Origin of the sequence: Baekduia soli, from assembly GCF_007970665.1 — a bacterium.
Classification (GTDB): domain Bacteria; phylum Actinomycetota; class Thermoleophilia; order Solirubrobacterales; family Solirubrobacteraceae; genus Baekduia; species Baekduia soli.
This window is the reverse complement of record NZ_CP042430.1, coordinates 242488-268842: the sequence shown is the minus strand read 5'-3', so window position 1 is coordinate 268842 and position 26355 is coordinate 242488. Positions and strand designations below refer to the sequence as shown.

25 protein-coding genes are annotated in these 26355 nt (G+C 75.7%); 9 read left to right on the top strand and 16 right to left on the bottom strand.

Annotated elements, in window-relative coordinates; genetic code table 11:
- Window positions 1-77 precede the first annotated feature (77 nt).
- The 4 genes from FSW04_RS01195 to FSW04_RS01180 form a co-directional block, all read right to left on the bottom strand.
- On the bottom strand, window positions 78-2360 hold the full coding sequence (locus tag FSW04_RS01195; RefSeq protein WP_146915407.1) for a DEAD/DEAH box helicase: 2283 nt from the start codon (window positions 2358-2360) through the stop codon (window positions 78-80).
- 7 nt (window positions 2361-2367) lie between these two features.
- Window positions 2368-2817 carry a response regulator gene (locus FSW04_RS01190; protein ID WP_146915405.1) on the bottom strand — a complete coding sequence of 150 codons (450 nt, stop codon included), beginning with the start codon at window positions 2815-2817 and terminating at the stop codon, window positions 2368-2370.
- Complete coding sequence (locus tag FSW04_RS28085) at window positions 2814-3032, bottom strand: ATP-binding protein (protein WP_187369135.1); 219 nt, start codon at window positions 3030-3032, stop codon at window positions 2814-2816. The genes FSW04_RS01190 and FSW04_RS28085 overlap by 4 nt, the downstream gene beginning before the upstream one ends.
- A 188-nt stretch (window positions 3033-3220) precedes the next feature.
- A complete protein-coding gene (locus tag FSW04_RS01180) occupies window positions 3221-4363 on the bottom strand; it encodes an NAD(P)H-dependent glycerol-3-phosphate dehydrogenase (RefSeq protein ID WP_228430775.1) in 1143 nt (380 codons plus the stop codon).
- Between the two features lie 20 nt (window positions 4364-4383).
- Between FSW04_RS01180 and FSW04_RS01175 the strand changes: the two genes are divergently transcribed.
- Complete coding sequence (locus FSW04_RS01175) at window positions 4384-5613, top strand: FIST signal transduction protein (RefSeq protein WP_146915400.1); 1230 nt, start codon at window positions 4384-4386, stop codon at window positions 5611-5613.
- Complete coding sequence (locus FSW04_RS01170) at window positions 5610-7931, top strand: putative bifunctional diguanylate cyclase/phosphodiesterase (RefSeq protein WP_146915398.1); 2322 nt, start codon at window positions 5610-5612, stop codon at window positions 7929-7931. Before FSW04_RS01175 ends, FSW04_RS01170 begins: the two co-directional genes overlap by 4 nt.
- A gap of 12 nt (window positions 7932-7943) precedes the next feature.
- On the opposite strand, the gene FSW04_RS01165 is transcribed toward FSW04_RS01170, so the two are convergent.
- The gene (locus FSW04_RS01165; RefSeq protein ID WP_146915396.1) at window positions 7944-8939 is read right to left on the bottom strand and encodes a glycerate kinase; all 996 of its coding nucleotides are present in this window, start codon (window positions 8937-8939) and stop codon (window positions 7944-7946) included.
- 109 nt (window positions 8940-9048) lie between these two features.
- Between FSW04_RS01165 and FSW04_RS01160 the strand changes: the two genes are divergently transcribed.
- Window positions 9049-9927: a DUF559 domain-containing protein gene (locus FSW04_RS01160; RefSeq protein WP_146915394.1), complete on the top strand. Its 879-nt coding sequence runs from the start codon at window positions 9049-9051 to the stop codon at window positions 9925-9927.
- Between the two features lie 77 nt (window positions 9928-10004).
- Window positions 10005-10631: a membrane protein YczE gene (gene yczE, locus FSW04_RS01155; RefSeq protein ID WP_146915392.1), complete on the top strand. Its 627-nt coding sequence runs from the start codon at window positions 10005-10007 to the stop codon at window positions 10629-10631.
- Here the strand turns inward: yczE and FSW04_RS01150 are convergent.
- Entirely contained in the window at window positions 10628-11560 is a 933-nt protein-coding gene (locus FSW04_RS01150) for an ATP-dependent DNA ligase (protein ID WP_146915390.1), read from the bottom strand. The genes yczE and FSW04_RS01150 overlap by 4 nt on opposite strands.
- Entirely contained in the window at window positions 11496-12446 is a 951-nt protein-coding gene (locus FSW04_RS01145) for a DMT family transporter (protein ID WP_146915388.1), read from the bottom strand. Before FSW04_RS01145 ends, FSW04_RS01150 begins: the two co-directional genes overlap by 65 nt.
- A gap of 247 nt (window positions 12447-12693) precedes the next feature.
- On the opposite strand from FSW04_RS01145, the gene FSW04_RS01140 reads away from it, so the two are divergent.
- Together FSW04_RS01140 and FSW04_RS01135 are read left to right on the top strand one after the other, a co-directional pair.
- Window positions 12694-13641 (top strand): LysR family transcriptional regulator, encoded by a 948-nt coding sequence (locus FSW04_RS01140; RefSeq protein ID WP_146915386.1) that lies wholly within the window; start codon window positions 12694-12696, stop codon window positions 13639-13641.
- A 24-nt stretch (window positions 13642-13665) separates the two neighbouring features.
- Window positions 13666-14382 carry a metal-dependent transcriptional regulator gene (locus tag FSW04_RS01135; protein ID WP_146915384.1) on the top strand — a complete coding sequence of 239 codons (717 nt, stop codon included), beginning with the start codon at window positions 13666-13668 and terminating at the stop codon, window positions 14380-14382.
- Window positions 14383-14386: 4 nt separating this feature from the next.
- On the opposite strand, the gene FSW04_RS01130 is transcribed toward FSW04_RS01135, so the two are convergent.
- A complete protein-coding gene (locus tag FSW04_RS01130; protein WP_146915381.1) occupies window positions 14387-15487 on the bottom strand; it encodes an aminotransferase-like domain-containing protein in 1101 nt (366 codons plus the stop codon).
- A gap of 65 nt (window positions 15488-15552) precedes the next feature.
- Here FSW04_RS01130 and FSW04_RS01125 point away from each other — a divergent pair, with 65 nt between their 5' ends.
- Window positions 15553-17163: a diguanylate cyclase domain-containing protein gene (locus FSW04_RS01125; protein ID WP_146915379.1), complete on the top strand. Its 1611-nt coding sequence runs from the start codon at window positions 15553-15555 to the stop codon at window positions 17161-17163.
- A gap of 18 nt (window positions 17164-17181) precedes the next feature.
- Here the strand turns inward: FSW04_RS01125 and FSW04_RS01120 are convergent, their stop codons facing one another.
- The 5 genes from FSW04_RS01120 to sucC form a co-directional block, all read right to left on the bottom strand.
- Window positions 17182-17823: a hypothetical protein gene (locus FSW04_RS01120; protein ID WP_146915377.1), complete on the bottom strand. Its 642-nt coding sequence runs from the start codon at window positions 17821-17823 to the stop codon at window positions 17182-17184.
- A gap of 9 nt (window positions 17824-17832) precedes the next feature.
- Window positions 17833-19941: a GspE/PulE/PilB domain-containing protein gene (locus FSW04_RS01115; protein ID WP_146915375.1), complete on the bottom strand. Its 2109-nt coding sequence runs from the start codon at window positions 19939-19941 to the stop codon at window positions 17833-17835.
- Window positions 19942-19959: 18 nt separating this feature from the next.
- Complete coding sequence (locus tag FSW04_RS01110) at window positions 19960-20859, bottom strand: hypothetical protein (RefSeq protein ID WP_146915373.1); 900 nt, start codon at window positions 20857-20859, stop codon at window positions 19960-19962.
- A 95-nt stretch (window positions 20860-20954) separates the two neighbouring features.
- On the bottom strand, window positions 20955-21827 hold the full coding sequence (sucD, locus tag FSW04_RS01105) for a succinate--CoA ligase subunit alpha (RefSeq protein ID WP_146915371.1): 873 nt from the start codon (window positions 21825-21827) through the stop codon (window positions 20955-20957).
- Window positions 21827-22978: an ADP-forming succinate--CoA ligase subunit beta gene (gene sucC / locus FSW04_RS01100; protein WP_146915368.1), complete on the bottom strand. Its 1152-nt coding sequence runs from the start codon at window positions 22976-22978 to the stop codon at window positions 21827-21829. Before sucC ends, sucD begins: the two co-directional genes overlap by 1 nt.
- Window positions 22979-23077: 99 nt before the next feature.
- Here sucC and FSW04_RS01095 point away from each other — a divergent pair, with 99 nt between their 5' ends.
- Together FSW04_RS01095 and FSW04_RS01090 are read left to right on the top strand one after the other, a co-directional pair.
- Complete coding sequence (locus FSW04_RS01095) at window positions 23078-23755, top strand: HAD family hydrolase (protein WP_146915366.1); 678 nt, start codon at window positions 23078-23080, stop codon at window positions 23753-23755.
- A gap of 91 nt (window positions 23756-23846) precedes the next feature.
- Window positions 23847-24629 (top strand): MBL fold metallo-hydrolase, encoded by a 783-nt coding sequence (locus FSW04_RS01090; RefSeq protein ID WP_146915363.1) that lies wholly within the window; start codon window positions 23847-23849, stop codon window positions 24627-24629.
- A 3-nt stretch (window positions 24630-24632) separates the two neighbouring features.
- Here the strand turns inward: FSW04_RS01090 and FSW04_RS01085 are convergent, their stop codons facing one another.
- The 3 genes from FSW04_RS01085 to FSW04_RS01075 are packed head-to-tail and all read right to left on the bottom strand — an operon-like array spanning window position 24633 to window position 26351.
- A complete protein-coding gene (locus FSW04_RS01085) occupies window positions 24633-25121 on the bottom strand; it encodes a GNAT family N-acetyltransferase (protein WP_146915361.1) in 489 nt (162 codons plus the stop codon).
- Entirely contained in the window at window positions 25121-25567 is a 447-nt protein-coding gene (locus FSW04_RS01080; protein ID WP_146915359.1) for a DUF4442 domain-containing protein, read from the bottom strand. Before FSW04_RS01080 ends, FSW04_RS01085 begins: the two co-directional genes overlap by 1 nt.
- Before the next feature lie 34 nt (window positions 25568-25601).
- Complete coding sequence (locus FSW04_RS01075) at window positions 25602-26351, bottom strand: MBL fold metallo-hydrolase (protein WP_146915357.1); 750 nt, start codon at window positions 26349-26351, stop codon at window positions 25602-25604.
- Window positions 26352-26355: the final 4 nt, after the last annotated feature.

Below are 26355 nucleotides of genomic sequence, written 5' to 3'. Positions count from 1 at the left end.
TGCAGCAAGCCTTGCGCAGCTTCGCGCAGCCCCGGTGGAGCTTCGGCGCCGACGCGCGCCCCGCTGGGCGCGATCCTTCACCCGCGCGCGAGCATGCGCGCGAGCATCTCCGCGGCCCCGGCCTTGGCCAGCGGCTCGTTGAGGTTGCCGCACTTGGGTGACTGCACGCACGACGGGCAGCCCGACCGGCAGCGGCACTCGCCGATCAGCCGCTGGGCGTCGCCGACGAGCTGCTCGAAGCTCGCAAAGCCCTGCCGGGCGATGCCGACGCCGCCGGGGTGGCCGTCGTAGATGAAGATGGTCGGCCCGCCGGTCTGCGGGTGCAGGTTCGTCGACAGGCCGCCGATGTCCCACCGGTCGCACATCGCCAGCAGCGGCAGCACGGCGATCTGCGCGTGCTCGGCGGCGTGCAGCGTCCCGAGCAGGAGCTCGAGCGGGAAGCCGTCGGCCAGCAGGTCGGGATGCAGCTCGTACCACAGCGCCTGCGTCGTGAACGTCGTCTCGGGCAGGTCGAGCGCGCACAGGTCGATCGGCTCGTGGTCGGGCAGCCGCCGGCGCTGGTAGGCCATGACCGTCTCGCTGACGCTGACGATCCCGTGGCTCAGCCTGACCCCGAGCGTCTCGCGCCGGTCCAGGAGGCGCTCGACATGGGTCATCGTCTCCGTCTTGGGCTGCGTGTACCAGCCCTCGGAGAACGGCTGCACGAGCGCGCGGCGCCCCTCGACGTCGAGCTCGGCCACCGCGTAGGTGCGCCCGAGGTGCAGGTAGACCGCGCCGTCGTGGACGGTCGAGAACGCGCGGGCGGCCTCCACCGTGCCCAGGACCTCGCCGTGGTCGACGTCGATGATCGTGAACGAGTCCGGCGAGCCGGAGCGCAGCGAGACCCGCGCGGCCGGGTAGTCCTCGGGCCGGCGCAGGCCGAAGCGCCCGCCGCGCTCCACGAGCTCGCCCAGCCCGGCGAGGTGCTCGCAGTGCGCGCGCACCCGCGGCCCGAGGAACTCGGCGTCGGTCGCGGGGTCGATCGGGCCCTCGTGCGCGGCGCAGAGCAGGTGCGGGTCGTGGATTTGCTCGTTCTCGTGGTTGATGATCGCCGCCTCGACCGGGCGGTCCAGGAACTCGTCGGGATGGCGGCAGAAGAACTGGTCCAGGGCGTCCTCGCCGGCGACGTAGACCGCCAGCCCGCGGCCCCGGCGCCCGGCGCGCCCCCACATCTGGCGCAGCGACGCGACCGTCCCGGGGAACGTGACGACGACCGCGGCGTCCAGGGCGCCGATGTCGATCCCGAGCTCGAGCGCGTCCGTCGTCACGACCGCCATCAGGTCGCCGGAGACCAGGCGCGCCTCGAGCTCGCGCCGCTGGGCCGGCGTGTAGCCCGCGCGGTAGGGCGCGACGCGCTCGCGCAGGGCCGCGTCGGTGCGGCCGAGCTCGTCGGCGACGAGCTTGGCGACGAGCTCGACGCCCTTGCGCGACTTGACGAAGCAGATCGTCCGCCCGCCGCCGCGGACGAGCTCGGCCACCATCTCGGCCGCCTCGCCCAGCGCCGAGCGCCGTGACTGCAGCGCCTCGTCGACGACGGGGGGGTTCCACATCGCGATCTGCCGCGCCGCCGACGGCGAGCCATCGCGGTGCACGTGGGTGAAGCCGTCCAGGCCCGTGAGCCGCTCGGCCAGGTCGACCGGGTTGGCGATCGTCGCACTGGCCAACAGGAACCGCGGCTCGGTCCCGTAGGCGGCGGCGATGCGCCGCAGCCGCCGCAGCACGTTGGCGACGTGGGAGCCGAAGACCCCGCGGTAGACGTGGGCCTCGTCGACCACGACCACGGCGAGGTTGGCGAAGAAGTCGCCCCAGCGCGCGTGGTTGGGCAGCACCCCGACGTGCAACATGTCCGGGTTGGTCAGGATGAGGTTGGAGCGGCGCCGCACGGCCGTGCGGTCCTCGCGGCGCGTGTCGCCGTCGTAGATCGCCGGGCGCACGCGCTTGCCCAGGCGCAGCGCGGCGATCGCGCGCGCCTGGTCCTGGGCCAGCGCCTTGGTCGGGTAGAGGTAGAGCGCGCGTGCCTTGGCGTCGGTGCACAGCACGTCGAGCGTCGGCAGGTTGAAGCACAGCGACTTGCCCGACGCGGTGCCGGTCGTGACGATCACGGGGCCGTCGGCGGCTGCGTCCAGCGCCTGCGCCTGGTGGGTGAACAGCGCGCCGATGCCGGCGCCGCGCAGCCCCTCGCCCAGCGCCGGGTGCAGGTCGGCCGGCAGCGGCACGAGCTCGGCCTCGCGGGCGCCCTCGAAGGCCTGGCGCACCAGGCGCGCGTCGTCGCGGCCGGCGTCCAGCAGCGCCGTCCACGGCTCGGTCGGGACGACCGTCACGCCGCGATCAGGCGGTCGAGGGCAGCGTCGCCACCCGCAGCCAGAACTCGCGGAACGCCCGGACGGTGTCGAGGTAGTGCTCGAACGCCGTCGGCTTGGTCACGAACGTCGAGGCGTGCAGGTCGTAGGCCGTCTCGACGTCGCTGCGCGCGCCGGAGGTCGTGAAGACGATGACGGGCAGGCGGCGCAGCCGCGGGTCGACGTCGGCGCGCAGGGCGCGCAGCACCTCGAAGCCGCCCATGCGCGGCAGGTTGAGGTCCAGGAGGACGAGGTCGGGCGGCGCCGCATCGGGGAACGGCTGCTCGCGGCGCAGGAAGGCCAGCGCGTCCTCGCCGTGGCGCACGACGTCGAGCGCGACGCCCGGATCGGAGTCCGAGAGCGCCTCGCGCAGCAGTTCGACGTCGGACTCGGAGTCCTCGACGACGAGCAGCCGGCGCGGGCCGGCGACGGCGCTCACGCACCCTCCCCGGCGGGCAGCGAGTCGACGAACGCGGCGCCCTCGCCGGGCGCGGGCTCGTCGCGGACGCAGCCGTCGTTGGGCTCCACGATCTTCTTGACGATGGCCAGACCCATGCCCGTGCCAGGGTACTCCTCGGCCGTGGGCAGCCGCAGGAACAGGCCGAACACGCGCTCGCGGAAGCCGGGCTCGATCCCGATGCCGTTGTCGCGCACCGTCAGCTCCCAGTGGACGTCGCCTCGCGGCGGCGCGCCTGCACGACCGGCAGGTCGTCGCGGGTGACCGTCGCGCCGGCCCAGGTCGGCGCCCGGGCGGGCCTGCAGCAGTCCGGTGGGCGAAGTGGGCGAGCTCCTCGTCGGAGCGCTGGAGCTGCAGCTCGCGCGGTCCGGGGCTCCGCGGTCGGTCACGTCCCTTCGGCTCCGGGGAGGCGGCGCCGCCGCGCGCGGCGCGCCGCGGCCGCCCGGAGGCGCTCGCGCAGGCGGTGCAGGCCGGCCCCCGAGCCGTCCGGGCGCCGCCAGCGCGCCGGCGGCGGGATCGTCGTGCGCACGAGCGCGACCCAGTCGTCGAGTGGGAGCTCGCCGCCGATGAGGCGCGCCAGGCCGCTGGTCACCGGCGCGTCGATCCCCGCGCGCGTCAGCGCCGACGACAGCAGCGGCACGGCGTCCAGCGCCTCGACGGCCTGGCCGATGCGTGCCGGGATCTCGGCGCCGGGCACGCCGTCGGCCAGCAGCTCGCCGGCCCGGCGGTTGCGGCTCTGGGGCGCCAGCGCCGTGGCGACGAGGTCGCCCGTGCCGGCCAGGCCGATGAGCGACTCGGGCCGGCCGCCGAGCAGCTCGGCGAACCGCCAGACCTCGGCGAAGATGTGCCCGGCCGCGGCGCCGGCGGCGTTGAGGCCCTGGCGCTCGGTGGCGCCCGCGGCGAGCGCCGCGGCGTTCTTGGCCGCACCGGCCAGCTCGACGCCCACGGGGTCGTTGCTGGCCTCGCAGACCACGCCGGCCCGCTGGAAGAACGACGCCAGCGACAGGGCGAGCGCCTCGTCGGTCGACGCCGCGACGAGCGCGGCGCCCGCGTCGACCATCTCGCGCGCGTGCGCGGGACCGCCCACGCAGGCGACGCGGTCGGTGCCGAAGCGTGCGGCCAGCAGGAGCGTCGGCGGCGTGCCCTGGGGCGGCACGAGGCCCTTGGCCAGCGAGACGATCGCCGCGCGCCGCGGCAGCTGGGCCGCCGGGAGGCCCGCGATGACGCCGGGCAGGCTCTGGGACGGCACGGCCAGCAGCACGTAGTCCGCACGGGCCAGGCCGGCGCCGACGGCCTCGATGCGCAGCGTCTGAGGCAGCGCGACGCCCGGCAGGTAGGTGTGGTTCTCGCGGTCGGCGGCCAGCCGCTCGGCCTGCTCGTTCGTGCGCGCCTGCAGCGTCGTGCGCACCCCGCCGCGCGCGAGCAGGACCGCGATCGCCGTGCCGAACGACCCCGCGCCGACGACGACCGCCCGCCGGGCGCCGGGCGTCGGCAGCGACAGGGAGGGTCGCGGGCGATCAGGCGGCACCAGCGCGAGCCTAGTCGGACGTGCGCAGCGCCGTCCCCACCCTCAACCGGCCGGTCCGGCGGCCGATGACCGTGGGCATGGAGCGCGCCGTGCCAGGGCTGGCGCGCGCCGGTCTCTGCCGTTGGGCAGAGGTCGGACGCTCTGCCCACCCCGATCCCACCACCGCCGCGCACGAGGCCGTGCACGCGGCGCTGCGCGCGCACCGCGAGCCGGGCCTGCTGCTGGCGTTCGTCAGCGGCGCCTACGACCCCGCGGTCCTCGGCGCCGCGCTGGCCGAGGTCGCCGGCCCCGTGCCGCTGGTGGGCTGCACGACGGCCGCCGAGTTCGACGCGGCCGGGCCGGCCTCGGGATCCGTGCTCGTCCTCGCCCTGGGCGGGGAGGGCTTCACCTTCAGCATCGCCGGCGTCAGCGGAGCCGCGCCGCGCGACGCCGGCGCCCGCGCCGCGGCGTGCCTCGGCGACGTCGCCGACCGCGAGCACCGCGTGCTCATGCTGCTCACCGACGGCGGCGCGGCGATCCACCCCGACATCGTCCGCGGCGCCTACTCGGTCACCGGGGCGGGCGTCCCGCTCGTCGGAGGCGTCGCCGGTCACCCCGTCGGGCGGCCCGACAGCCACGCCGTGCTCTACGGGCCCGCGGCGCTCAACGACGCGGTCGTCGGCGTCGCGATCGGCTCCGACGCCCCGCTGGGCATCGGCGTCCGCCACGGCTGGGAGCCGGTCGGCGAGCCGCTGCTGGTCACCCGCGCCGCGCCCGGTCGCGTCCTCGAGCTCGACGAGCGCCCGGCGCGCGAGGTCTACACCGCGCTGCTGGACGGCGAGGTCTCCGACGCCAACGTCCTGGCCCACCCGCTCGGCATCCAGCCGCGCGTCGGCGAAGCCCGCGTGCGGATCGTGCGCCTCGACGAGGCCACGGACGGCAGCGTGCGCTGCGCGATCCCCGCCGGCGCGCTGGTCTGGCTCATGCGCGCCACCCACGACGGCGTCATCGACGCCGCCGACGCCGCCTGCGCCGAGGCCGTCGCCGCCCTCGGCGGCGCGCCCGCCCGCGCGCTCGTCGCGTTCGACTGCGCGGCACGGCTGACGTTCCTGGGCGGCGGCGGTGACGTCGCCGCCCGCGAGACCGAGCGGGTCGCGCGCCACGCCGCGGGCGCCCCGGTGGCCGGGGCCTACACGCACGGGGAGATCGCCCGCACCCGGGGTGCGCTCGGCTTCCACCACCAGACCTTCGTCGTGCTCGCGATCGCATGACGGGCGCCGCCGGCAGCTGGTCCGCCCAGCAGCTCGCCGAGTTCCTCAGCGCCATCTCCCAGACCACCGACGAGGCCGGCGCGCTGCGCGAGGCGATCGAGTCCGCGTGCATCGCCGTCGACGCCGAGTGCGGCGCCGTGGTCAGCGGCGGCGAGGTCGTCGCCTCCATGGGCTGGCCGCGCTTCGAGATCCCCGAGCGCCTGCTGCTCGACGCCGTCGCGGGCCGCGCCACGACCGTCCCGGTCCCGGGCGCCGGGCCCGCCCCCGTGCTGTGCATCGCCCTCGAGGAGCACGCCGCCCACCTGCTCGTCGCCCGCGCCGCGACGCCGCTGGTGCGCGAGGAGCAGAGCCTGGTCCGCGGCATGGCCCGCGGCCTGGCGCTGACGCTGCGCCTGCTGCGCGCGATCGAGGCCGAGCGCACGCTGCGCAGCCGCGCCGACCTGCAGGCCGCCGAGAACGTCCGGCTGCTGGAGACCCTGCGCAAGCGCCAGCGCGTGCTGGAGGCCATGGCCCGCATCCAGCGCGCCATCTCGCGCCGCGAGCCGCTGCCGGGCGTGCTGGAGACCATCGTGGGCGCCGCCGGCGAGCTGCTCGGCGACGACGCGCCCGCGCTCCTGCTGCTGGATCCCGAGAACCCCGGCTGGATGGTCATCGCCGCCGCCCGGGGCTACGACCCCGTCGAGATCGAGCGCCACCGCCGCCGCCGCCTGGGCGAGGGCGTCGCCGGCCGCGCGGTCGCCGAGGGGCGCCTCGTCGTCGCCGAGGACTACGCCCGCTCGCCCGACCGCGTGTCGCGCTTCGTCGGGCTCGGAGTGCAGGCCGCGATGGCCGCCCCCGTCCACGAGGACGGCCGGGTCACCGGCGGCCTCATCCTCTCCTCGTTCCGGCCCGGCCGCGTGTTCACGCGCTCCGAGCAGGACATGCTGCTCTCCTTCGCCGAGCACGCCAGCCTCGCGCTGAGCGACGCGCGCCGCGCCGACACGATGGTCCACCAGGCGCTGCACGACGGGCTCACCGGGCTGCCCAACCGCGCGCTGTTCGTCGACCGCGTCCAGCACGCGCTCGTCCACGGCCGCCGCCGCGGCACGTCCTGCGGCGTGCTCTCGCTCGACCTGGACCGCTTCAAGACCGTCAACGACTCGCTCGGCCATGCGGCCGGCGACGAGCTGCTGGTCGCGGTCGCCCGGCGCCTCGAGGAGGCGCTGCGCACCGCCGACACCGCCGCGCGCCTGAGCGGCGACGAGTTCTCCGTGCTGCTCGAGGACCTCTCCGGCACCGAGGAGGCCGCGATCGTCGCCGAGCGGATCGTCGACGCCCTGCGTGTGCCGTTCGTGGTCGGCGGCCGCGAGGTCTTCGTCAGCGCCTCGGTCGGCATCACCTGTGGCCGTGACAGCGCGCCCGAGCTCCTGCGCCAGGCCGACGTCGCGATGTACCGCGCCAAGGCCCAGGGCAAGGGGCGCCACGTGCTGTTCGAGGCCTCCATGGAGGCCGAGGTCCTCGACCGCCTCGAGCTCGAGGCCGACCTGCTGCGCGCGGTCGAGCGACACGAGATCGCCGTGCACTACCAGCCCGTCATCGCGCTGGACGGCGAGACGCTCGCCGGCTTCGAGGTGCTGGCCCGCTGGAACCACCCGACGCGCGGGCTCGTCCCGCCCCCGCACTTCATCCCGCTGGCCGAGGACAACGGCAGCATCGTGGCGCTCGGCCGCCAGGTCCTGCGTACGGCGTGCGCCCAGGCCGTCCGCTGGATCGACGCGTTTCCCTCCGAGGAGCGGCGGATCATGTCCGTCAACCTCTCGGGCCGCCAGCTCGAGGACCCGGGCATCGTCGCCGACGTCGCGGGTGCCCTGGCCGACAGCGGCCTGCCGGCCGACGCGCTCGTGCTCGAGATCACCGAGACGGTCCTCATGCAGGACACGGAGGCGACGATCGAGCGCCTGTCGGCGCTCAAGGCCCTCGGCGTCCGGCTCGCCGTCGACGACTTCGGCACGGGCTACTCGTCTCTGCGCTACCTGCGGCGGTTCCCCATCGACATCCTCAAGATGGCCAAGCCGTTCGTCGACGGGCTCGTCGACGCCGACGACCCCGACGGCCGCGCGCTGGCCCGCGCGATCGTCGACCTGGCCGCCAGCCTGAACCTCTCGTGCATCGCGGAGGGCATCGAGGTCGGCGCGCAGGCCGAGGCGCTGCGGGCGCTGGGGTGCGGCATGGGCCAGGGTTTCCACTTCGCCCGCCCGATGGCGCCGGGCGACCTCGAGGCGCTGCTCGGCGACGCCGGGGCGGCGCGGACGTTCCGCACGCCCGCCTGGCTGGGCTGACCGCGGCGGCCGTCAGGCGACGCGCGCCTCGAGCATGCGCCCGAGGCGCTCGCCCGCGTCCTGCAGCGCCGCGGGCGTGCCGGCCTCGAGGATGACCTGGAGGTCGAGGATGCGGGCGTCGAACGGCTCGATGGCGTCGGCGCCGACGATGGCGTGGCAGGGCACGCCGGCCTGGCGGGCGCGGGTGGCGATCTCCCCCGCGGGGCCGCCGAGCAGGGTCGCGCGGTCCAACCGGCCCTCGCCGATGACCACGGCGCGCGCGGCGCGGATGCGGCGGTCGACGTCGAGGGCCTGCACGACGAACGCGGTGCCGGGCTCCAGGCGCGCGCCGAGGGCGGCCCAGAGGCCGCCGGCCAGGCCGCCGCCGGCGCCCGTCATCGGCACGCCGCGCGGGTCCTTGGGCCAGCGCGCGGCCCGGCGGTCCAGACGCCGCTGCAGGCGCGTGGTCGCCGCGCGATCGGCGCCGGCCGCGCGCGCGGCGTGCTCGAAGGGCCGGCGCTCGTCGCACAGGACGACCAGCGCGGTGCCCTGCAGGCCGCCGGCCTCGGCGATGGCCTCGATCGCGCCGGCGCCGCCGTCGGCCGCCGACCCGCCGCCGGCGGCGACGAGGACGACCTGCGCGCCGGCCGCCGCGGCGGCGGCGATGAGCTCGCCGGTGCCGCGGCTGGTCGCCGTCGCCGGGTCGTGGTCGCCTGCGGCGACGCGCCGCGGGCCCGCGGTCTCGGCGACCTCGACGATCGCGGTGCCGCCGTCCTCGACGAGCGCGAAGCCCGCGCGCACGGGGCGGCCGAGCGCGTCGGTCGCCGGCGCGCCGGCGGTCTCGCCGCCCAGCGCCGCGAGCAGGATCTCCAGGGTGCCCGGGCCGCCGCCGGCCACGGGGCAGCGGTCCGGCGGGGCCAGGCCGGCCCGCTCCAGGCCGCGCGCGACGGCCGCGGCGACCTCGGCCGCCCGCAGCGTCCCGGCGAAGGCGTCGGGGCACACGAGGACCGGGGGCTGCACGTAGGCCATGGCGTCCGGGCTTGTACCAGAGGGGGCGGGAGGGGGGCGGGTTCCGGGCGGCGGTCACCTTGACGTGCATATGGCACGTCAAGGTGACCACGATCGTCTCATCGCGGCGTTGGCGGGAGCCCAGCACGGGGTCGTCGCGCGCCGCCAGCTCCTGGAGGCCGGGGTCCCAGGCCACGTCGTCGACATGCGCGTACGGACCCGGCGCCTGCTCGTGCTCCATCGCGGGGTCTACAGCGATGGACATCGCCAGCTGCGCCGGGAGGGCCACTGGCTGGCCGCCGTCATGGCCTGTGGACCGGCGGCGGTGCTGAGCCACGGGACGGCCGCGGCGCACTGGGGGATCCGGGACGCGCCGGCCGCTCCGGTGCATGTCATCGCTCCGCGGCGCTCCGGGCCGCGGCGGCGTGCGGGCGTCGTGGGCCATCGCGCCGACCTGCCGGACGCCGACCGCACCGTGCATCGTTCGGTTCCCGTCACCTCGGTGCCGCGGACGCTCCTCGACCTCGCTGCGCGCGTGCGCGCGCGTGAGCTCGAGCTCGCCGTGCGCCACGCGGCCCGCGCGCGGATCTTCGACCTCGGCGACGTGCACGCCGCCGCCGCGCGGTCTGCCCACCATCCCGGAGTGCCGCGGCTGGTGCGGCTGCTCCTGGCGCTCGAGGGTGTCGGCACGAGCGATCTGCGGAGTCCGATGGAGGTCGCCTTCGTCCAGCTGTGCGACGACTTCGGCCTCCCGCGACCGGTCGCCAACAGGATCGTCGAAGGCGTGCGCGTCGACTTCTCGTGGCGGGGCAGCACCCTGCTCGTCGAGACCGACGGCTTCGCGTTCCATGCGATGCCCACCGCGTTCACGCAGGACCGCCGCCGCGACCAGCTCCTGGCGTTGGCGGGCTACACCGTCCTGCGGTTCACCTACGCCCAGGTGACGGGCGAGCCCGAGGCCGTCGCGGCGACCGTCGGCACGATGCTGCAACGGTCATGGTCGTGTTGACGTGCATATGGCACGTCAAGGCCACCAGGCGCCCCGGCGCCCGCCGCGCCCGTACCCGCCCCCGGCCATCCGCGATCATGCGGGCCGATGCGGCGCCCCCGCGTGCCCTGCGCCGCCTGACCCAGCTCCACGCCGGCCTGGTCCTCTTCGGCCTCGGCGCGTCGGCTCAGCTGCTCGCCGGCCTGGGCAACAGCCCGTGGGACGTCCTGCACCAGGGCCTGGCGCGCACGTTCGGGTTGACCGTCGGCGCCTGGGTGTTCATCGTCGGCGCGCTGGTCCTGCTGGCCTGGATCCCGCTGCGTGAGCGCCCCGGCATCGGCACGATCAGCAACGTCGTCGTCATCAGCATCGTCGTGGAGATCATGCTCTCGGCCTTCGGCCCCGCCCACGGGATCGTCGTCCGCATCGCGCTGCTGGTCGGCGGCGTCCTGGCCTCGGGCGTCGCGGTCGGGCTCTACCTCGGCGCCGACCTCGGGCCCGGGCCGCGCGACGGGCTCATGACGGCCTTCGTCAAGCGCGGGCACTCCATGCGCGTCGTGCGCACGACGATCGAGGTCACCGTCCTCCTCGCGGGCACGCTGCTGGGCGGCACCGTCGGCGTCGGGACGCTGCTCTTCGCGCTGGCCATCGGCCCGCTTGCGCACCTGACCGTCCCGTTCTTCGCGGTCGCCCCGGCGCCCGAGCCGGCGCCCGCGCCCGCCTAGGACTCGAGCTGATCGGTCGTGCAGTCGGCGGGCGCCTTGTCGGTGCGCCAGCGCTGCACCTTGGCGCCGTGGCGGATGCGCCCGTCGGAGACGTGGTCGAACGTCACCTCGACGACGAGCTCGGGCCGCAGCGCCACCCACTCCAGGTCGCGCCCCGCCGACCACCGCGACGGCCCGCCCGAGCCGTGCTCCCCGGTCTCGTAGGGCGCCAGCTCATCGACGAGCTCGCGCTTCTGCTTGGCCGTGAAGCCCGAGGAGTGGCCGACCTCGCGCAGCCGGCCGTCCGGGCCGTGCAGGCCGAGGATGAGCGCGCCGACCGTCCGCTCGGCCTTGCCGGGACGCCAGCCGAGCACGACCGCGTCGATCGTGCGCACGCGCTTGATCTTGACCATGCCCACGCGCTCGCCCGGGCGGTAGGGCGCCGCCGTCTCCTTGGCTATCACGCCCTCCTCGTCCTGCAGCCAGCCCTGCGCGTCGGCGGCCGCGCGCACCACCGGCGTCAGCTCGACGCCCTCCAGGGCCAGCGCCTCGAGCGCGGCGCGGCGCTCGTCGTAGGACCGGTCCAGCAGCACCGTGTCGCCCTCGGCGAGCAGGTCGAACGCGATGAACCGCGCGGGCGTCTCGACGGCCAGGCGCTCCACGCGCGACCTGGCGGGATGGATCCGCTGGCCCAGCGTGTCGAACGACGCGGCGACCACCTCGCCGTCCAGGACGTAGCGCCCGGCGGGGAAGGATGCCAGCACCTCGGGGAAGTAGCGCCCGAGCGGCTTGCCGTTGCGCGACTGCAGGACGACGTCGCCGCCGTCGACGAACGCGATGGCCCGGAAGCCGTCGAACTTGGGCTCGTAGGCCCAGTCGTCGCCCTCAGGCAGGCTCGTGCGCGAGCGCGCGAGCTGGGGCAGCAACGGTGGCGTGAGCGGCAGGGTCATCGCCGGGCACCGTACCCGTCCGCAGCTGCAGGATCACGACCGCACCGAGCACGAGGACGCCGCCGGCCAGCTGGGCCGGGCCGAGCACCTCGCCGTAGATGAGGGTCGCGAGGCCGACGGTGACCGCCGGCTCGATCGTCGAGACGATCGACGCCGTGGCCGGCCCGACGGACCGCAGGCCGACGAAGAACGCGCTGATGCCCAGGACGCTGGAGCCGACGGCGATCGCGGCGATCCAGCCCCAGCCCGCCGGGGCGAAGCCCAGGTCCAGGCCGCCGGAGGACGCGCCGACGGCGAGCGTGGAGGCCGAGGCGCCCGTCGTCACCAGGGCGGCCAGCGCGAACGGGTCGGTGCCGCCGACGAGCCGGTCGGCGACCAGGATGTAGCCCGCGTAGACGAATGCGGCTCCCACGGCCATCGCGACGCCGAGGCCGTCGACCCCGCCGACGTGGCCGCCGAGCAGCACGAGCATCGTGCCCGCGGTGGCCAGCGCGAGCGCGCCGATGCGCCGCGGCGTCGGGCGCTCGCCGGTGTGCGCGCGCAGCAGCAGCGCGCCGGCGAAGACGATCGACGGGTACAGGTACAGCAGCAGCGAGGTCAGCGATGCGTCGATGCGCGTCAGCGCCCCGAAGTAGAGCCCGGCCTGCGCGGCGTAGCCGCCGGCGCCGAGCGCCAGGCCGGCGAGGACCACGCGCCGCGGAGGCATCGCGACGTCGCGCACGGCGACGATCGCCCAGAACAGGGCGGCCGCCATGAGGAAGCGCAGGGCCAGCAGCGTCACGACGCCGACGCCGGCGGCGTAGGCCTCCTTGGCGAAGATGGCCATGGTGCCGAAGCCGCACGCCGACAGGACGCAGAGCGTGATCCCGTGGCGGTGCGGCTTCATGGTGGTGTTGGGGAGGTCGGGATGGGAGAGGTCCGGCGGGTCGCGGGTGCGACCGCTTACCAGTTGCGGCGATCGTCGTTGCGGCGACGCGAGTCGGCGCCGAAGCGGGACGAGAGCACGGCGTTGGCGCCGAAGACCCCGAAGACGGTGAGGAGACTGATCATGTCCTCATGATCGACCGTATGTTCCCCAGGCTCTAGCCTTGGTTGCCTCCGACTCCCATAGGTTTCCCCTTGAGGTCACGAACATGACGCTGCAGCAGCTCGAGTACTTCCTCGCCGCCCTGGAGGAGGGGTCGTTCACGGCGGCGGCCGAGCGCCTGCTGCTCGCGCAGCCGTCGCTGTCGGAGCAGGTCCGCCGCCTGGAGGCCGAGCTGGGCGTCGCGCTCTTCGCCCGCGTCGGGCGCGGCATCAAGCCGACCGCCGCGGCCGAGGCGCTGCGCCCCCACGCCGAGGCGGCGTTGTCGGCGGTCGAGCACGCGCGCGAGGCGGTCGTGGCCCAGCGCGAGCTGCAGGGCGGGATCGCGACGTTCGGGACGTTCGGGACCGCGCGCTGGTACCCCGGCACCCAGATCGTCATGGCCTTCCGTCGCCGCCACCCCAAGGTCCGCGTCCGGCTCGTCGGTCAGAACTCCTCAGAGGTCGCGGCCGCCGTGCGCGCGGGCGACCTCGAGGCAGGCCTCATCGCGCTGCCGATCGACGACACGGGGCTCGAGGTGCGCCCGATCATGCAGGACGAGATCGTCTACCTCAGCGCCGACGCGGCGCGCCTGCGCCACCCCGTGACGATCGAGGACCTCGCCGCCGCCCCGCTCATCCTCACCGACGCCAGCTACGGCCTGGAGGACCCCACCCGGCGCCAGCTCTACGAGCTGGCCCAGCGCGAGGGCGTCAAGATCGAGCCGGCCATCGACGTCGAGGACGTCGAGACCGCGATCGAGCTCGCCTCGCGGGGGATGGGCGACGCGCTCGTCGCCCGCGGCGTCCTGCTCTCGCTGGGCCGGCGGGTCCCCAGGCGCCTGGGCTGGGTGCCGTTCGCCGAGCCGCTGCACGACACCTTCGCCTTCATCAACCGCCGCGGCGCCCGGCTGTCGCCCGCCGCCCGCGAGTTCATGGCGCTCGCGGAGGAGGGCATGCAGGCGATGGCCCGGGAGCTGGGCACCACGCCGCCGCGTCAGCACCCTCCTGGAGGCTGAGTCGCGGACGGTACGATGGCCCGGATGACGTCCGCCAACGCCACCGTCGCCGAGCAGGAGTACCTCGAGACCCTGTTCTGGCTCTACGAGGCGGGGCTGCCGATGACCGGCGCGAACATCGCCCGGGCCATGCAGCTGTCGCCGCCCACGGTCCACGAGATGGTCGGCCGGCTCGAGCGCGACGGCTACATCACGCGCGCCGCCGACAAGGCCATCTCGTTCACGGAGTCCGGGCGCGAGCACGCCGAGGCGATCGTCCGCCGCCACCGCCTCATCGAGCGCTTCCTGACCGACGTGCTGGGCATCCCGTGGGACGAGGTCCACGAGGAGGCCGAGCGCCTCGAGCACGCGATGTCGCCCGTCCTGGAGGAGCGCATGCTCGCCGCGATCGGCGACGCCAAGACGTGCCCGCACGGCCACCCGATCGACGTGGGCAGCCGCGTCGCCAGCGTGCCGCTGGCCGACGTCGCGCCGGGCGCCAAGGTCACGATCATCCGCTTCGAGAACGAGGCCGAGGACCTGCTGCACTACCTCAAGGCCGCCGGGCTGGACCCGGGCCGCGAGGGCACGCTGTCCTCCAGCGGCGACGAGGAGGTCGTCGTCGAGATGGGGGACGGCCAACGCTGCGCGGTGACGCGCAGCGTCGCCGAGACCGTGTCGGTCGTCGCCGACCCGTCGCCGCCGCCGCGCGTCGCGCTGCCGGCCCAGCTCGTGCTGGGCCGCGAGCGCTACGGCAGATGAACCCCTAGGCCGGCGCGCCCTGCGCGGCGCGGACCGCGTCGGCCAGGCGCGAGACGCCCTCGTCGATCTGGTCCTCGGTCACGCCCGAGTAGGCCAGGCGCAGCGTGTTCTCCCCGCCCTCGAGCAGGAAGTCGGTGCCCTTGACGAACGCGACGCCCCGCTGGGTGGCCTGCTCGAAGACGCGGTCGACCTCGGTGCCCTCGGGCAGCTCGACCCACATGAAGTAGCCGCCCTCCGGCGCCTGGAAGCGGGCCTCGGGCAGGTCACGCTCCAGCGCGGCCGTCAGCCGCTGCACGCGCGCGGCGAGCGCCGCCTTGACCGTGGCGATCGAGCGGTCGATGTCGCCCGAGGCGCAGAACTCGTACACGAGCGACTGCGCCACCATGTTCGGCGAGATGTAGGTGTTGGTCGCCAGCCGCTGGATCTCGGAGATGCGCTCGGCCGGCCCGACGAGGTAGCCGACGCGGATGCCCGGGCAGACGGTCTTGGAGAACGACGAGGCGTAGACGACGGCGCCCGCGGTGTCCTGCGACAGCATCGTCGGCAGCGACTCTCCCGAGAAGCGGATGTCGACGTAGGGGTCGTCCTCGAAGATGACGAACCCGAACTGCTCGGCCAGGCGCAGCAGCGCCTGGCGCTTGGGACCCGACAGCGTGTAGCCCGCCGGGTTCTGGAAGTTGGGGATCACGTGGGCCAGCGTCGGGCGCACGCCCTCGTCGCGCAGCAGCGCCTCGAGCGCGACGACGTCGATCCCGTCGGTCTCCAGCTCGACCATGCGCACGTCGGCGCCGCGGCCACGCAGGTTCAGCAGCGTGCGGTCGTACGTCGGCTTCTCGACGACGACGGCGTCGCCGGCCTTGACGAGCGACTCGAACAGGAACGCGTCGGCCTGCATCGAGCCGTTGGTCACGATGACCTGCGACGGGTCGACCCCGTGCTTGTTGGCGATCCACTCGCGCAGCGGGGCGTAGCCGACCGCGGTGCCGTAGCCCGTCGTGCCGCCGGGGTCGCGGTCAAAGGCGCGCGTCGCCGCGGCCTTGAGGCCCTCCACGTCGACGATGTCCAGGGAGGGGGCGCCGCGGGCGAAGGAGATCACGTCAGGCATCGTGGTACCGATGCTAGCCCGCCGCCGCCCGTGGCGTCCGCTGCGGACGGGATCCTCCGGGCGACATGGCCGAGCCCTCCGCCTCGATCGTCCTGGTCGAGGACAGCCTTCCCTACGCGCGGCTCGTGTCCCTCCTGCTCGCCGACGCGGTGCCGGGCGGCATCGAGGTCCGCCACCACGAGCGACTGGCGGCGGCCGTGGACGACCTGCGCGCCCGCGATGCCGACGCCGTGCTGCTCGACCTCAGCCTGCCCGACGCCTCGGGCCTGGAGGGCCTGGCGACGCTCACCGACGCAGGCGTGACCTGCCCCGTCCTGGTGCTCAGCGGCCACGACGACGACGCGCTCGCCCTGGATGCGATCGGCGCGGGCGCCCAGGACTACCTCGTCAAGGGCAACGCGGCGAGCGTGCCGGCGTTCGTCCGGGCCATCCGCTTCGCGGTCGCCCGCCGCCGCGCGCAGGAGCGCACGGAGGACCTCCTGCGCGCCCGCGAGGACCGCTGGCGCACGCTGACGCACCTGGCGCCGGTGGGCATCATGGAGATCGACGACCGCGGCCGCTGCGTGTTCGCCAACGACTGGGTCTGCGAGCTCACCGGCTTCCGGGGGCCGGCGCTCCTGGACCAGGGCTGGCGCGAGGCGGTCCACCCCGCCGACCGCGCGACGCTGGAGACCAGCTGGCGCGCCGCCGCCGCCGGCGACGGAGAGTTCTCGATGGAGATGCGCTTCGCGGCGCCCGACGGGACGGTCCGCTGGGCCCACGCCACCGGCGTGCTGCTGCGCGACCCCTGGGGCTCGGCGGCCGGGTGGCTGGGGACGCTCATCGACGTCAGCGCCCAGCGGCGCGCCCGCGAGGAGCTCCACGAGGCCGAGCAGGCGCTGCGCCGCCAGCAGGCCGACGTGCTGGCCCTCTCGGCGCTCGCGCGGGACGCCTCGACCGCGCAGGACCCCGTCCCCGCCCTGTGCGCCGGAGCGTGCGAGGTCCTCGGCGCCGAGGACGCCGAGCTCCTGACGGGCGACGAAGGCGACGCGGGCGCGGAGGCCTGCGAGCTGCGTCGGCCCGTGGTCCGCGGGGGCGAGCACCTCGGCGTGCTGCGCGTCCGGTGGCCGGGTGGTGCGCCGGCGCCCGGCGCCCGCGAGGAGACGCTCGTCGAGCTCGTGGCCGCCGAGCTCGGCGCGGCCGTCCAGCGGCGGCGGCTCCTGGACCAGCTGCGCGACCTCGCGCGCACCGATCCGCTCACCGGGTTGGCCAACCGGCGGCTCTGGGACGATCGCCTGGGCGTCGAGCTCGCGCGCGCCGACCGGTCCGGCCTGCCGCTCTGCGTCGCGGCGCTGGACCTCGACCGGTTCAAGCCCTACAACGACCACCACGGTCACCAGGCCGGCGACCGGCTGCTCGTGGAGCTCGCGGAGGGCTGGCGTGCGCTGCTGCGCGGCGCCGACCTGCTGGCCCGCCTGGGCGGCGACGAGTTCGCCGTCCTGCTGCCCGACTGCGACCTGGGCTGCGCGGAGGGCATCGTCATCCGCCTCCAGGAGGCCACGCCGGGCGAGATCGCGTGCTCGGCCGGGCTCGTCGTGCGTACGGCGGGCGAGCCGGCCGACGCCCTGCTGGCCCGCGCCGACGCGGCGCTGTACGCCGCCAAGGCCGACGGGCTCGGCGGCGTGCGCCGCGGCTGAGGCGCGGCGCGCGAGGGCTCAGGCGGCGTCGTCGGGCTCGGGCGGCAGCGGCGGCGGCGGGCGCAACGTCGTCGGGCGCGGGCGCGATCCCGGGCGCCGCGGCAGCGCGCTGGCGATCTGCAGCACGTGCTCGCGGGCGTCGTCGTCGGCGCTGGCGGTCGCCTCGGGCTCGGGCTCGGGCTCGGGGTCGGGCTCGGGCTCGGGGTCCGGGACCGCGTGGGGCCGCGTCGTCAGCCGCGTCACCTGGGCGCCGGGCTCGTCGATGCCGGGCAGCGTGATCGGCGCGCGGGCGGCCTCCGCGGCGATGGCCTCGGCCGCGGCGGCCAGCGCGTCGACGACGGACTCGATCCCGGCGCGCAGCCGTCCCGCGCGCTCGGCACGGTCGGCGAGCACCTCGGCGTGGGCCAGCAGCCGGTCGGCCACCGCGGCCATGCGCCGCGCCCGCCCCTCGGCGAACGCGTCGACGCGCCGCCGCGCGTCCTGCAGGTAGGCGGCCGCCTCGTGCTCGGCGGCCAACCGCAGGCGCGCGGCGTCGGCCTCCGCGGCGGCGCGGATCTGCGCGCCGGCCTGCTCGGCGGCCGCCAGCGTCTCCTGCACGCGCCGCGACAGCGTCGCCGCCAGCTCGCGGGCGTCGGAGGTGGGAGGCGGCGGGTCGGCCACCACGCGAACCTATCCGGCCTCGGCGGCCGCGCCGCGCCCGAGTCCGGCCACGACGCCCGCGATCCCGACCCAGGCGGCGATCGCGCCGGCCGTCAGGGCCACCGGCGCCAGCAGCGCGGCGCGCGCGGCGGCGCCGCTGCGGCGCCGCAGGCCGCCCGCGACGCCGAGCACCATCGTCACGAGGCAGACCACGACGACCTCGCCGCCCGCGATCCGGGCCAGGGTGACGGGCAGCAGCCCGTCGACGACCTGCAGGCCCTGCAGCGCGCCGAGCACCGTGAGCACCAGGACCGGCAGCCAGACCAGCGGGGCGGCGATCGTCGCCAGGCCGAGCACCACCGCGGCCAGCGTGCCGCCGGGGCCCAGCCGGCGGACCGTCCGCCACGGATGGCGCAGCTGGACCTTGAACGCCTGCAGCGTCCCGCGCCACCACACCGCGTGGACCGAGAGCCAGCCGCGCGCTCCGGTCACCCCGGAGACGCCGACGGCCGCGTCGATCGTCGTGGCGCGCAGGCCCGACTTGTGCAGCCGCAGCCCGAGGTCGGTCCCGGCCGCGGCCGACGCGGGATCCCAGCCGCCGATCTCCTCCAGCGCCGCGCGGCGCGCGACGAGCCCGACGGTCGCCAGCGGCACGGGGAGCCCGAGGCGGGCCAGGCCGGGCGACAGCAGGTCGTGCCAGGCCGCGGCCTCGGCGGCCAGCCACGCGGCGACGGCGCCGCCGCCCGGCGGCGGGGCGAGGGCGGCCTGGGCCACGGCGGTGCGCCGCCCGGCGGCCCGCAGCGCCGCGTCGGCGGTGCGCAGCAGGCCGGGCGCCGGCACGTCGCCGGGGTCGAGGACCGCGATCTGCTCGCCGCGGGCCAGCAGGAGCCCGTAGTCGAGCATCGCGGCGCGCGAGGCGGCCGCGGGCGAGGGCACCGCGACGAGCCGGTGCGGGGCGCGGCGCGTCAGCTCCCGCGCGGCGCGCAGGCCGGCGACGTCGTGCGCCGGGCACAGCAGGAGCACCTCCAGGCGCGCCTGCGGGTGGTCGAGCGCCGCGAGCGTCCCGGCGGCGCGCACCGACGCGCCGGCCCCGCGGCCGAGCGGCATCAGCAGGGTCGTCAGCGGCAGCTCGTCGCCGCCGGCGGCCCGGACGGGCGCACGGCGCGGCCCGGCGGCCGCCACCGCCAGCGGCAGCGCGAGCAGGGCGGGCGCCGCGCAGGCCGCGGCGGTGAGCGCCACGAGCACGAGCCCGGCGGTGGCGGGCGCGACGGCGAGTCCGGCGATCGCCGCCGCGAGGACCAGGATGCCGGCCAGCACGAGCGCCGGCCGGACCGGCGTCGCGCAGGTCTCGCCGGGGAAGCGGTCGCGCAGCGTCCCGAGCGCGGCCGCGGTCCACGTCTCCTGGTGCAGGTCCTGCAGCAGCTCGTCGACGTCGTGGCGGCCGGCGAGGAAGCAGCGCGGCTGCAGGCCCCCAAGCGCCGTGCGCAGCGCGGTCAGCGCGTCGTCGTCCAGCGGGTCGGCGACCGCGAGGAAGACCGCGGCGTCGTCGACGGCGATCGGCACGCAGCGCAGCCGGCGCTGCAGCAGCTCGGGGACCAGGGCGACGGCCGCGGGGTCGGCCTCGTAGCCGCCGAGGTCGATGACGGGCAGCCCGAGCTGCTCGGCCAGGACGCTGCGCAGCCGGTCCTCGCCGACCGCGCCGCGGGACAGGAGCACGTCGCCGATGAGCCCGCCGGTGCGCTCCTGCTCGCCCAGCGCCTGGGCGACGGCGTCGTCGGTCGTCGCACCGTGGGCGACGAGCAGGTCGCCGAGGCGGTGGGGGTCGCCCGGGTCGGTGACCGGCGCGCGGTCCTCGCGCGTCGGCGCGGCGGCGACCTGCGCGAGCGCGGCGTCGATCTCCCCCGCGGGCGCGATGACGACGTCCACGCCGGCCCAGTCGCCGTGCAGCGCGCTGAGGTCGGGATCGGGGCGGGTCGCGGCGAGCTGCAGGCGGTCGCCGACCACGAGCAGCGGCACGACGCGCTCGCGCACCGCCCATTCGGGCGCGATGCGGCCCCAGAGCCGCTCGTCGGGGCGGAAGTCCCGCAGCGCGGTGTAGGGGAGCCCGGCCTCGAACGCGATGCGCACAGCCTCGTCCATCGCGTCTCGGTGCCGCGGTCAGCCCGGAGGCGGCCCGGCGGCGGGGCCGATCGCCAGGCCCAGGAAGCCGTCGGCGACGACCTGGATCGAGAACGGCACCGGCGACGAGGCGCGCAGCGCGGCGGCCAGCGCGACAGGCCGGGCCAGCGTGGCCTCGAGCGTGGCGCGCCCGGCGTCCAGGGCGCGGACGCTGACGTCGGCGACGCCCGGGGCGTGCACGAGAGCCTGCTCGAACGCCGCCAGGGCGGCGAACTCGGTGAATGGGGCGGCCTCGATCGTGACGTGCCCGGCGAAGACGGTGTCGTGCGGGTCGGGCGGCGCGGGCGGCGTCATCTCCGCGCTGAGGTCGGTGAGCACGCGGGACAGCTCGGCGACGAGGTCGTTCGTCGAGGCCACGAGCCGCTCGCGGAAGGCCAACAGGTCGTCGAGCTGGCGGTGCAGGCCGGCGGCGGGGGCCTGCGGCGCGGGCGGGGGCTCGGTCGGCCAGGCGGACGGGGGCTCCGTGGGCCACGCCGCCGCGGCCGGCTCGGGCGCCCACGGCGGGGCGGGCGGTGCCGGCGCGGGGGCCGGCGCGGCCTGGGCGGCGGGCGGCCACGGGCTCGGTGGCGGCGTGACGGGCACGGCCGCGGGGGCGCCGTTGTAGGCGGGCGGCGGCGGCCCGGGCGGCCCGGGCGGCGGGGGTGCGGCGCCGGCGGTGCCGTGCCAGGAGGCGGTGAACGGCGTCACGCCGGCGGGCGGCGGGCCCGGATCGGGCGCGGGCGGTGCGGCGGACAGGGCCGGATCGGCGGCGTGCGGCCAGCCGGACTGAGCGGGCTCGGCGTCGGTCTCGCCGCCGCGGCCCACGTTCTCCAGCTCGCGCTCGAGCTCCTTGAGCTTGCGCTCGAGCTCGGTGAGCGTGGCGGTGACGTCGCTCTCCATGGGCTCGCGAGGGTACTCGCGCGCGGGTAGAGGCGCCACCGCTGCACGTCCGCGGCCACGCCGGGCGCCGGCGGGCCGCGGACGAGGTGCGGCGGTCAGCCGCCGAGGATCTCCACGGCGATCTCCGCGACCTGCGTGGGCGTCCGGCCGACGCGCACGCCCTTGGACTCCAGGGCCTCGGCCTTGGCGGCCGCGGTGCCCTTGGAGCCCGAGACGATCGCGCCCGCGTGGCCCATCGTCTTGCCCTCCGGCGCGGTGAACCCGGCGATGTACGCGACGACCGGCTTGGTCACGTGCTCGGCGATGTACTCCGCCGCGCGCTCCTCGGCGTCGCCGCCGATCTCGCCCGAGAGGACGATGAGCTCGGTCTGGTCGTCGGCCTGGAACAGCTCGATGATGTCGATGAACGACGAGCCCGGGACCGGGTCGCCGCCGATGCCGACGATCGAGGAGTTGCCGAAGCCGGCCTGGGCCAGCGTGTTGCCGATCTGGTAGGTCAGCGTGCCCGAGCGCGACACGACCCCGACGTTGCCCTCCTTGAAGAAGGAGGCCGGGATGATGCCGACGTTGGCCTTGCCCGGCGACAGGATGCCCGGGCAGTTGGGGCCCACCAGGCGGGTGCCGGTGCGCTGCAGGTGCGTGTAGACGCGCAGCTCGTCGTGGGCCGGGATGCCCTCGGTGATCGCCACGACCAGCGGGATCTCGGCGTCGGCGGCCTCGAGGATCGAGTCGGCGGCGAAGCGCGGCGGCACGAAGACCATCGCGACGTTGGCGCCCGTCTCCTTGACGGCGTCGCCGAACGTGTTGAACACCGGGATGCCCTCGACGTCCTGCCCGGCCTTGCCGGGGGTGACGCCCGCGACGACGTTCGTCCCGTAGCGCTTGTTGTTGAGCGCGTGGAACGTGCCCTCGCGCCCGGTGATGCCGGAGACGACCAGCTTGGTGTCGTTGTCGATCAGGACGGCCATCAGGCTGCCTCCCCCTTGGCCAGTTCCACGACCTTCTGGGCGGCCTCGTCCATCGTGGCCGCGGTGTGCACGTTGGGAAGGCTCGCCTCGGCCAGGATCTTCCGGCCCTCCACGTCGTTCGTCCCGTCCAGGCGGACGACGAACGGGACGGAGGGGTTGAGCTGCTTGAAGGCCTCGATGAGGCCGTTGGCGACCTCGTCGCAGCGCGTGATCCCGCCGAAGATGTTGAACAACACGGCCTTGACGCTGTCGTTGGAGAGGATGACCTCGACGGCGCTCGTGATGGCCTCCGCCTTGGATCCGCCGCCGGCGTCGAGGAAGTTGGCCGGCGCGCCGCCGTACTGGGCCACGACGTCCAGGGTCGACATGACCAGCCCGGCGCCGTTGCCCAGGATCCCGATGTCGCCGTCGAGCTTGACGAACGTCAGCCCGCGCTCCTTGGCCATCTGCTCCTGCGGGTCCTCATCGGAGGGGTCGCGCAGGTTGGCGTTGTCGGGGTGGCGGAAGAGCGCGTTGTCGTCCAGCGTGACCTTGGCGTCCAGCGCCGCCACACCGCGCTCGGGCGTGACGATGAGCGGGTTGACCTCGACGAGCACGGCCTCCTCGGCGACGAACGTCCCGTAGAGCTGGTGCAGGAAGGCGCCGATGGGGCGCACGAGGTCGGCGTCGACGCCGGCCGCGAAGCACAGCTTGCGCCCGTGGAAGTCCTGGAAGCCCAGCAGCGGATCGACGTGCAGGGTCGCGATCGCGTCGGGGTTGGAGTCGGCGACCTCCTCGATGTCCATGCCGCCCTGCGTGGAGAGCATGATGAGCGGAGCCTTGGCGCCGCGGTCGAACACGATCGAGGCGTAGTACTCGGCCTCGATGGTCGACGCGCCCTCGATCCAGATCTCGTGGACCGTGAAGCCCTTGATGTCCATGCCCAGGATCGCGTCCGCGTGCTCCCGGGCCTCGTCTTCGTCGGAGGCGATCTTGATGCCGCCGGCCTTGCCGCGGCCGCCGATCTTCACCTGTGCCTTGACGGCGCAGGGGAAGCCGACCTCCTTCGCGGCGGAGACGGCCTCGTCGACCGTTCGCGCCGGGCGTCCGTCAGGGACGGGGATTCCGTGTCGGGCGAAGAGCTGCTTGCCCTGGTATTCGAGCAGGTCCATAGGAAGGCCGGACGGTAGTGCAGACGTCCGCCTCGATGCTTCCCGCCCGGGGGACCGCGCTCCGCGCAGAGGCCCGGAAATGGCACAATCCCCGACCGCATGGCACTCCCCAAGAACATCCAGTGGGTCACCTTCGACGTCTACGGCACGCTCATCGACTGGGAGAGCGGAGTGGCCGACGCGTTCGAGCGTGAGGCCAAGCGCGACGGCTTCACCATCGACCGCCAGCAGGTCGTCGATCTGTTCCTCCAGGCGACGGCCGAGATCCAGAGCGGGTCCTACGAGCTCTACGCCGAGGTCCTGCGCCAGGCCGCGGTCCGGATCGCCAAGGAGATCGGCTGGCCGCTGGAGCCTTCGCGCTCGGGCTTCCTGCCCGACTCCGTCGCCCGGTGGGGGGCGTTCAAGGAGACGATGCCCCAGCTCAAGAAGTTCCTGGGCAAGTACGAGACGGGCCTGATCTCCAACATCGACGACAAGCTGCTCGGGCTGACGCGTCGCCACATCCCGGCCGACGTCGACCTCGTCGTGACCGCCCAGCAGGTCCGCTCCTACAAGCCCGACCCCGCGCACTTCAACGAGTTCGCCCGGCGCATCGGCGGCAAGAAGGGCTGGGTGCACATCGCCTCGGGCCTGGACGCCGACATCGAGCCGGCCATGAAGCTCAAGGTCCCGACGATCTGGGTCAACCGGCGCAAGGAGGAGGTCCCCGCGGGGGCCAAGAAGCCGACGGCCGAGGTCAAGACGCTGCTCGAGGCCGCCAAGCTCCTGGGCCTGTAGGGCGGAGGGGGATGGTCATGGGGACCCACCTCCGGCGGCCCTCTCCGACCCTCGTCACGCGGCCGTCGACGGGCCGCCTGCGGCACCCCTAGTGCAGGTCGTCGCCCTGCACGAGGGCGTCATCGTCGCCCGCAGCGTGAAATGGCAGACGACGTGCACGCTGCTGCACCGGGGCGAGGAGACCTTCGTGGTCGACTCGCTCGTCTACCCCGACGAGCTCGACGCGCTGCCCGGCATCCTCGGCCAGGCGGGCTGGGCGCTCTCGGGCCTGCTGGCCACCCACGCCGACTGGGACCACCTGCTGGCGCGGCTCGTGTTCCCCGAGGCGTCGCTCGGCGTCGCGGAGACCACGGCGGCGCGGCTGCGGGCCGAGCCCGGCCGCGCGGCGGGCCGGCTGCGCGACCACGACGACGAGGACTACGTGCAGCGCCCGCGCGCGCTGTCGCTCGGCCAGGTCCAGGCCCTGCCGGTGCCCGGACGACTCGAGCTGGGCGCCGACGCCGAGCTCGAGCTGGTCCCCGCCGACGGCCACACCGCGGACGGGATGGCGGTGTGGGCGCCCTTCGCCCGCGTGCTGTGCTGCGGCGACTACCTCTCGCCGGTCGAGATCCCCATGCTGTCGCCGGGCGGCGATCGCGAGGCCTATCTGGCCACGCTGCGCCGGCTGGCGCCGTATGTCGCGCAGGCCGACTGGGTCGTCCCGGGCCACGGCGCGCCGATCGACGCCCAGCGCGCCGCGGCCATCCTGCGCGAGGACACGGCCTACCTCGAGGCGCTGGCCGCCGGCGACGCGCCGCTGCCCATCGCGCGCCGCGGCAAGGCGATGCGCGCGATCCACGCCGAGAACGTGGCGCGGGCGGGCGGCGGGGCCTGACGCCTACGCGTCGCGCCCGGCGTCCAGGTGGCGACGGAGGTAGAGGTCGCGCGGCGCGCCGTCGCCGGCGCTCTCGCGGAACCCGAACGCGCGGTAGAGCGCCAGGCCGGCCGCGTTGGCCTCACTGACGTCGAGCTCCATGCGCCGGCAGCCGCGCTGCAGCGCCCGCTCGGTCGCCAGCTCCATGAGGGCACGGCCGACGCCCTGCCCGCGGGCCTCGTCGCCGACGAAGACGTCCTCGACGAGGCAGTCGCCGCCGGCGCGCCAGATCCCGAAGCGGAAGCGCAGCTGCACGACGCCGGCGGGCCGCGCGTCGTCGCCCGGCGCCGCGAGCAGGAACTCCGTGTCGCGGTCGTCCATGAGCCGCTCGACGCCGGCCAGGAACGCGTTCTCCGACGGCCAGTCGTAGCCGAGGTGGTCGCGGAAGCGGACGAGCAGGCCCGCGACGACCTCGGCCTCGTGCGGGCCGGCCACCCACGTGCGGACGGGCATCAGCTCCCCCCGGGCAGCAGCCAGCGGACGGTCATCTCGGCCACCGTGGTGCCCGCGCCGTCGGTCAGCGACACGTCGACGGCGAAGCGCACCGACCCGTCGCGCTCCAGTTGGGCCAGCAGCTCCTCGGCGGTGCCGCCGAGCACGGCCGTCGCGGTGATCGGCCCCCGCGCGATCGTGCGGTAGGCGATCTCGGCGCCCTCGGCGACGGGTGTCAGGTCCTGCAGCTGCTCCAGGAACACCGCGACGAACGCCGTGCCCGACGCGGCGTGGCCCGCGGCGAACAGCGCGCCCGCGTGCTGCGAGCCCAGCGGGTTGCGCAGGCGGTCGTCGTCGGGCAGCCGCACGACGCCGCGGCCGAAGCCGAGCTCGGCGATCTCCAGCCCGAGATGGCGGTTGAACGGCACGGCCTGCTCGAGGCCCGCGCGCATCAGCTCGAAGTCCATGCCGGGCCCACCCTACCCGCGGCGGGAAAGGACCTCAGAGGTCGAGCAGCGCCAGGCCGTCGGTGGCGACGGTGACGTGCTCGTGCTCGGCCGCCGCCCGCGCGTGCAGGTCGGCCTCGTCGGCGTTCGGCGGCACGTGGATGAGCACGAGCCGCGGCACCCCGGCCTGCGTCGCCAGTCGGGCGGCGCCGGCGGGCTCGGCGTGTCCGGGCGCGGCCGGCGGTCCCCACGCGTCGTGGGCCAGGACGCGGGCGCCGCGCGCGAAGGCCACCGTCCCCGGGTCCTCCTCGGTGTCGGTGCACCAGACGAGGTCGTCGCCGAAGCGGAAGCCGAGCGTCGGGTTGGTGTGCAGGTCCTGCCGGCGGACGGCGACCTCCAGCCCGCCGAAGCGGGCGCCGCCGGGCGCGATCTCCGCGACGCCGACGCCGATGACGCCGAAGTCGATGGGCATGATCGGCACGGAGAACAGGCGGTGCAGGACGTCGGCGGTCGGCGTGCCGTACAGCGCCGCGCCCGGGCCGTGGACGCAGACCTCGACCCCGCGCAGCTCGGTCAGATAGGCCAGCCCGCAGATGTGGTCGATGTGGAAGTGCGTGAGCAGCACGTCCAGGCGGGTGCGGCCCCGCAGCAGCGCGCGGTCGGTGATGAGGCGGCGCAGGCCCGTGCCCGCGTCGACGACGACCGCGCCGTCGCCCGCGGCGTCGAGCAGCAGCAGCGACGACGTCTCGCGCGCCCCCGTGGGGATGAACCCGCCGCTGCCCAGGATCGTGGCGGCGGCCGGCACGTCG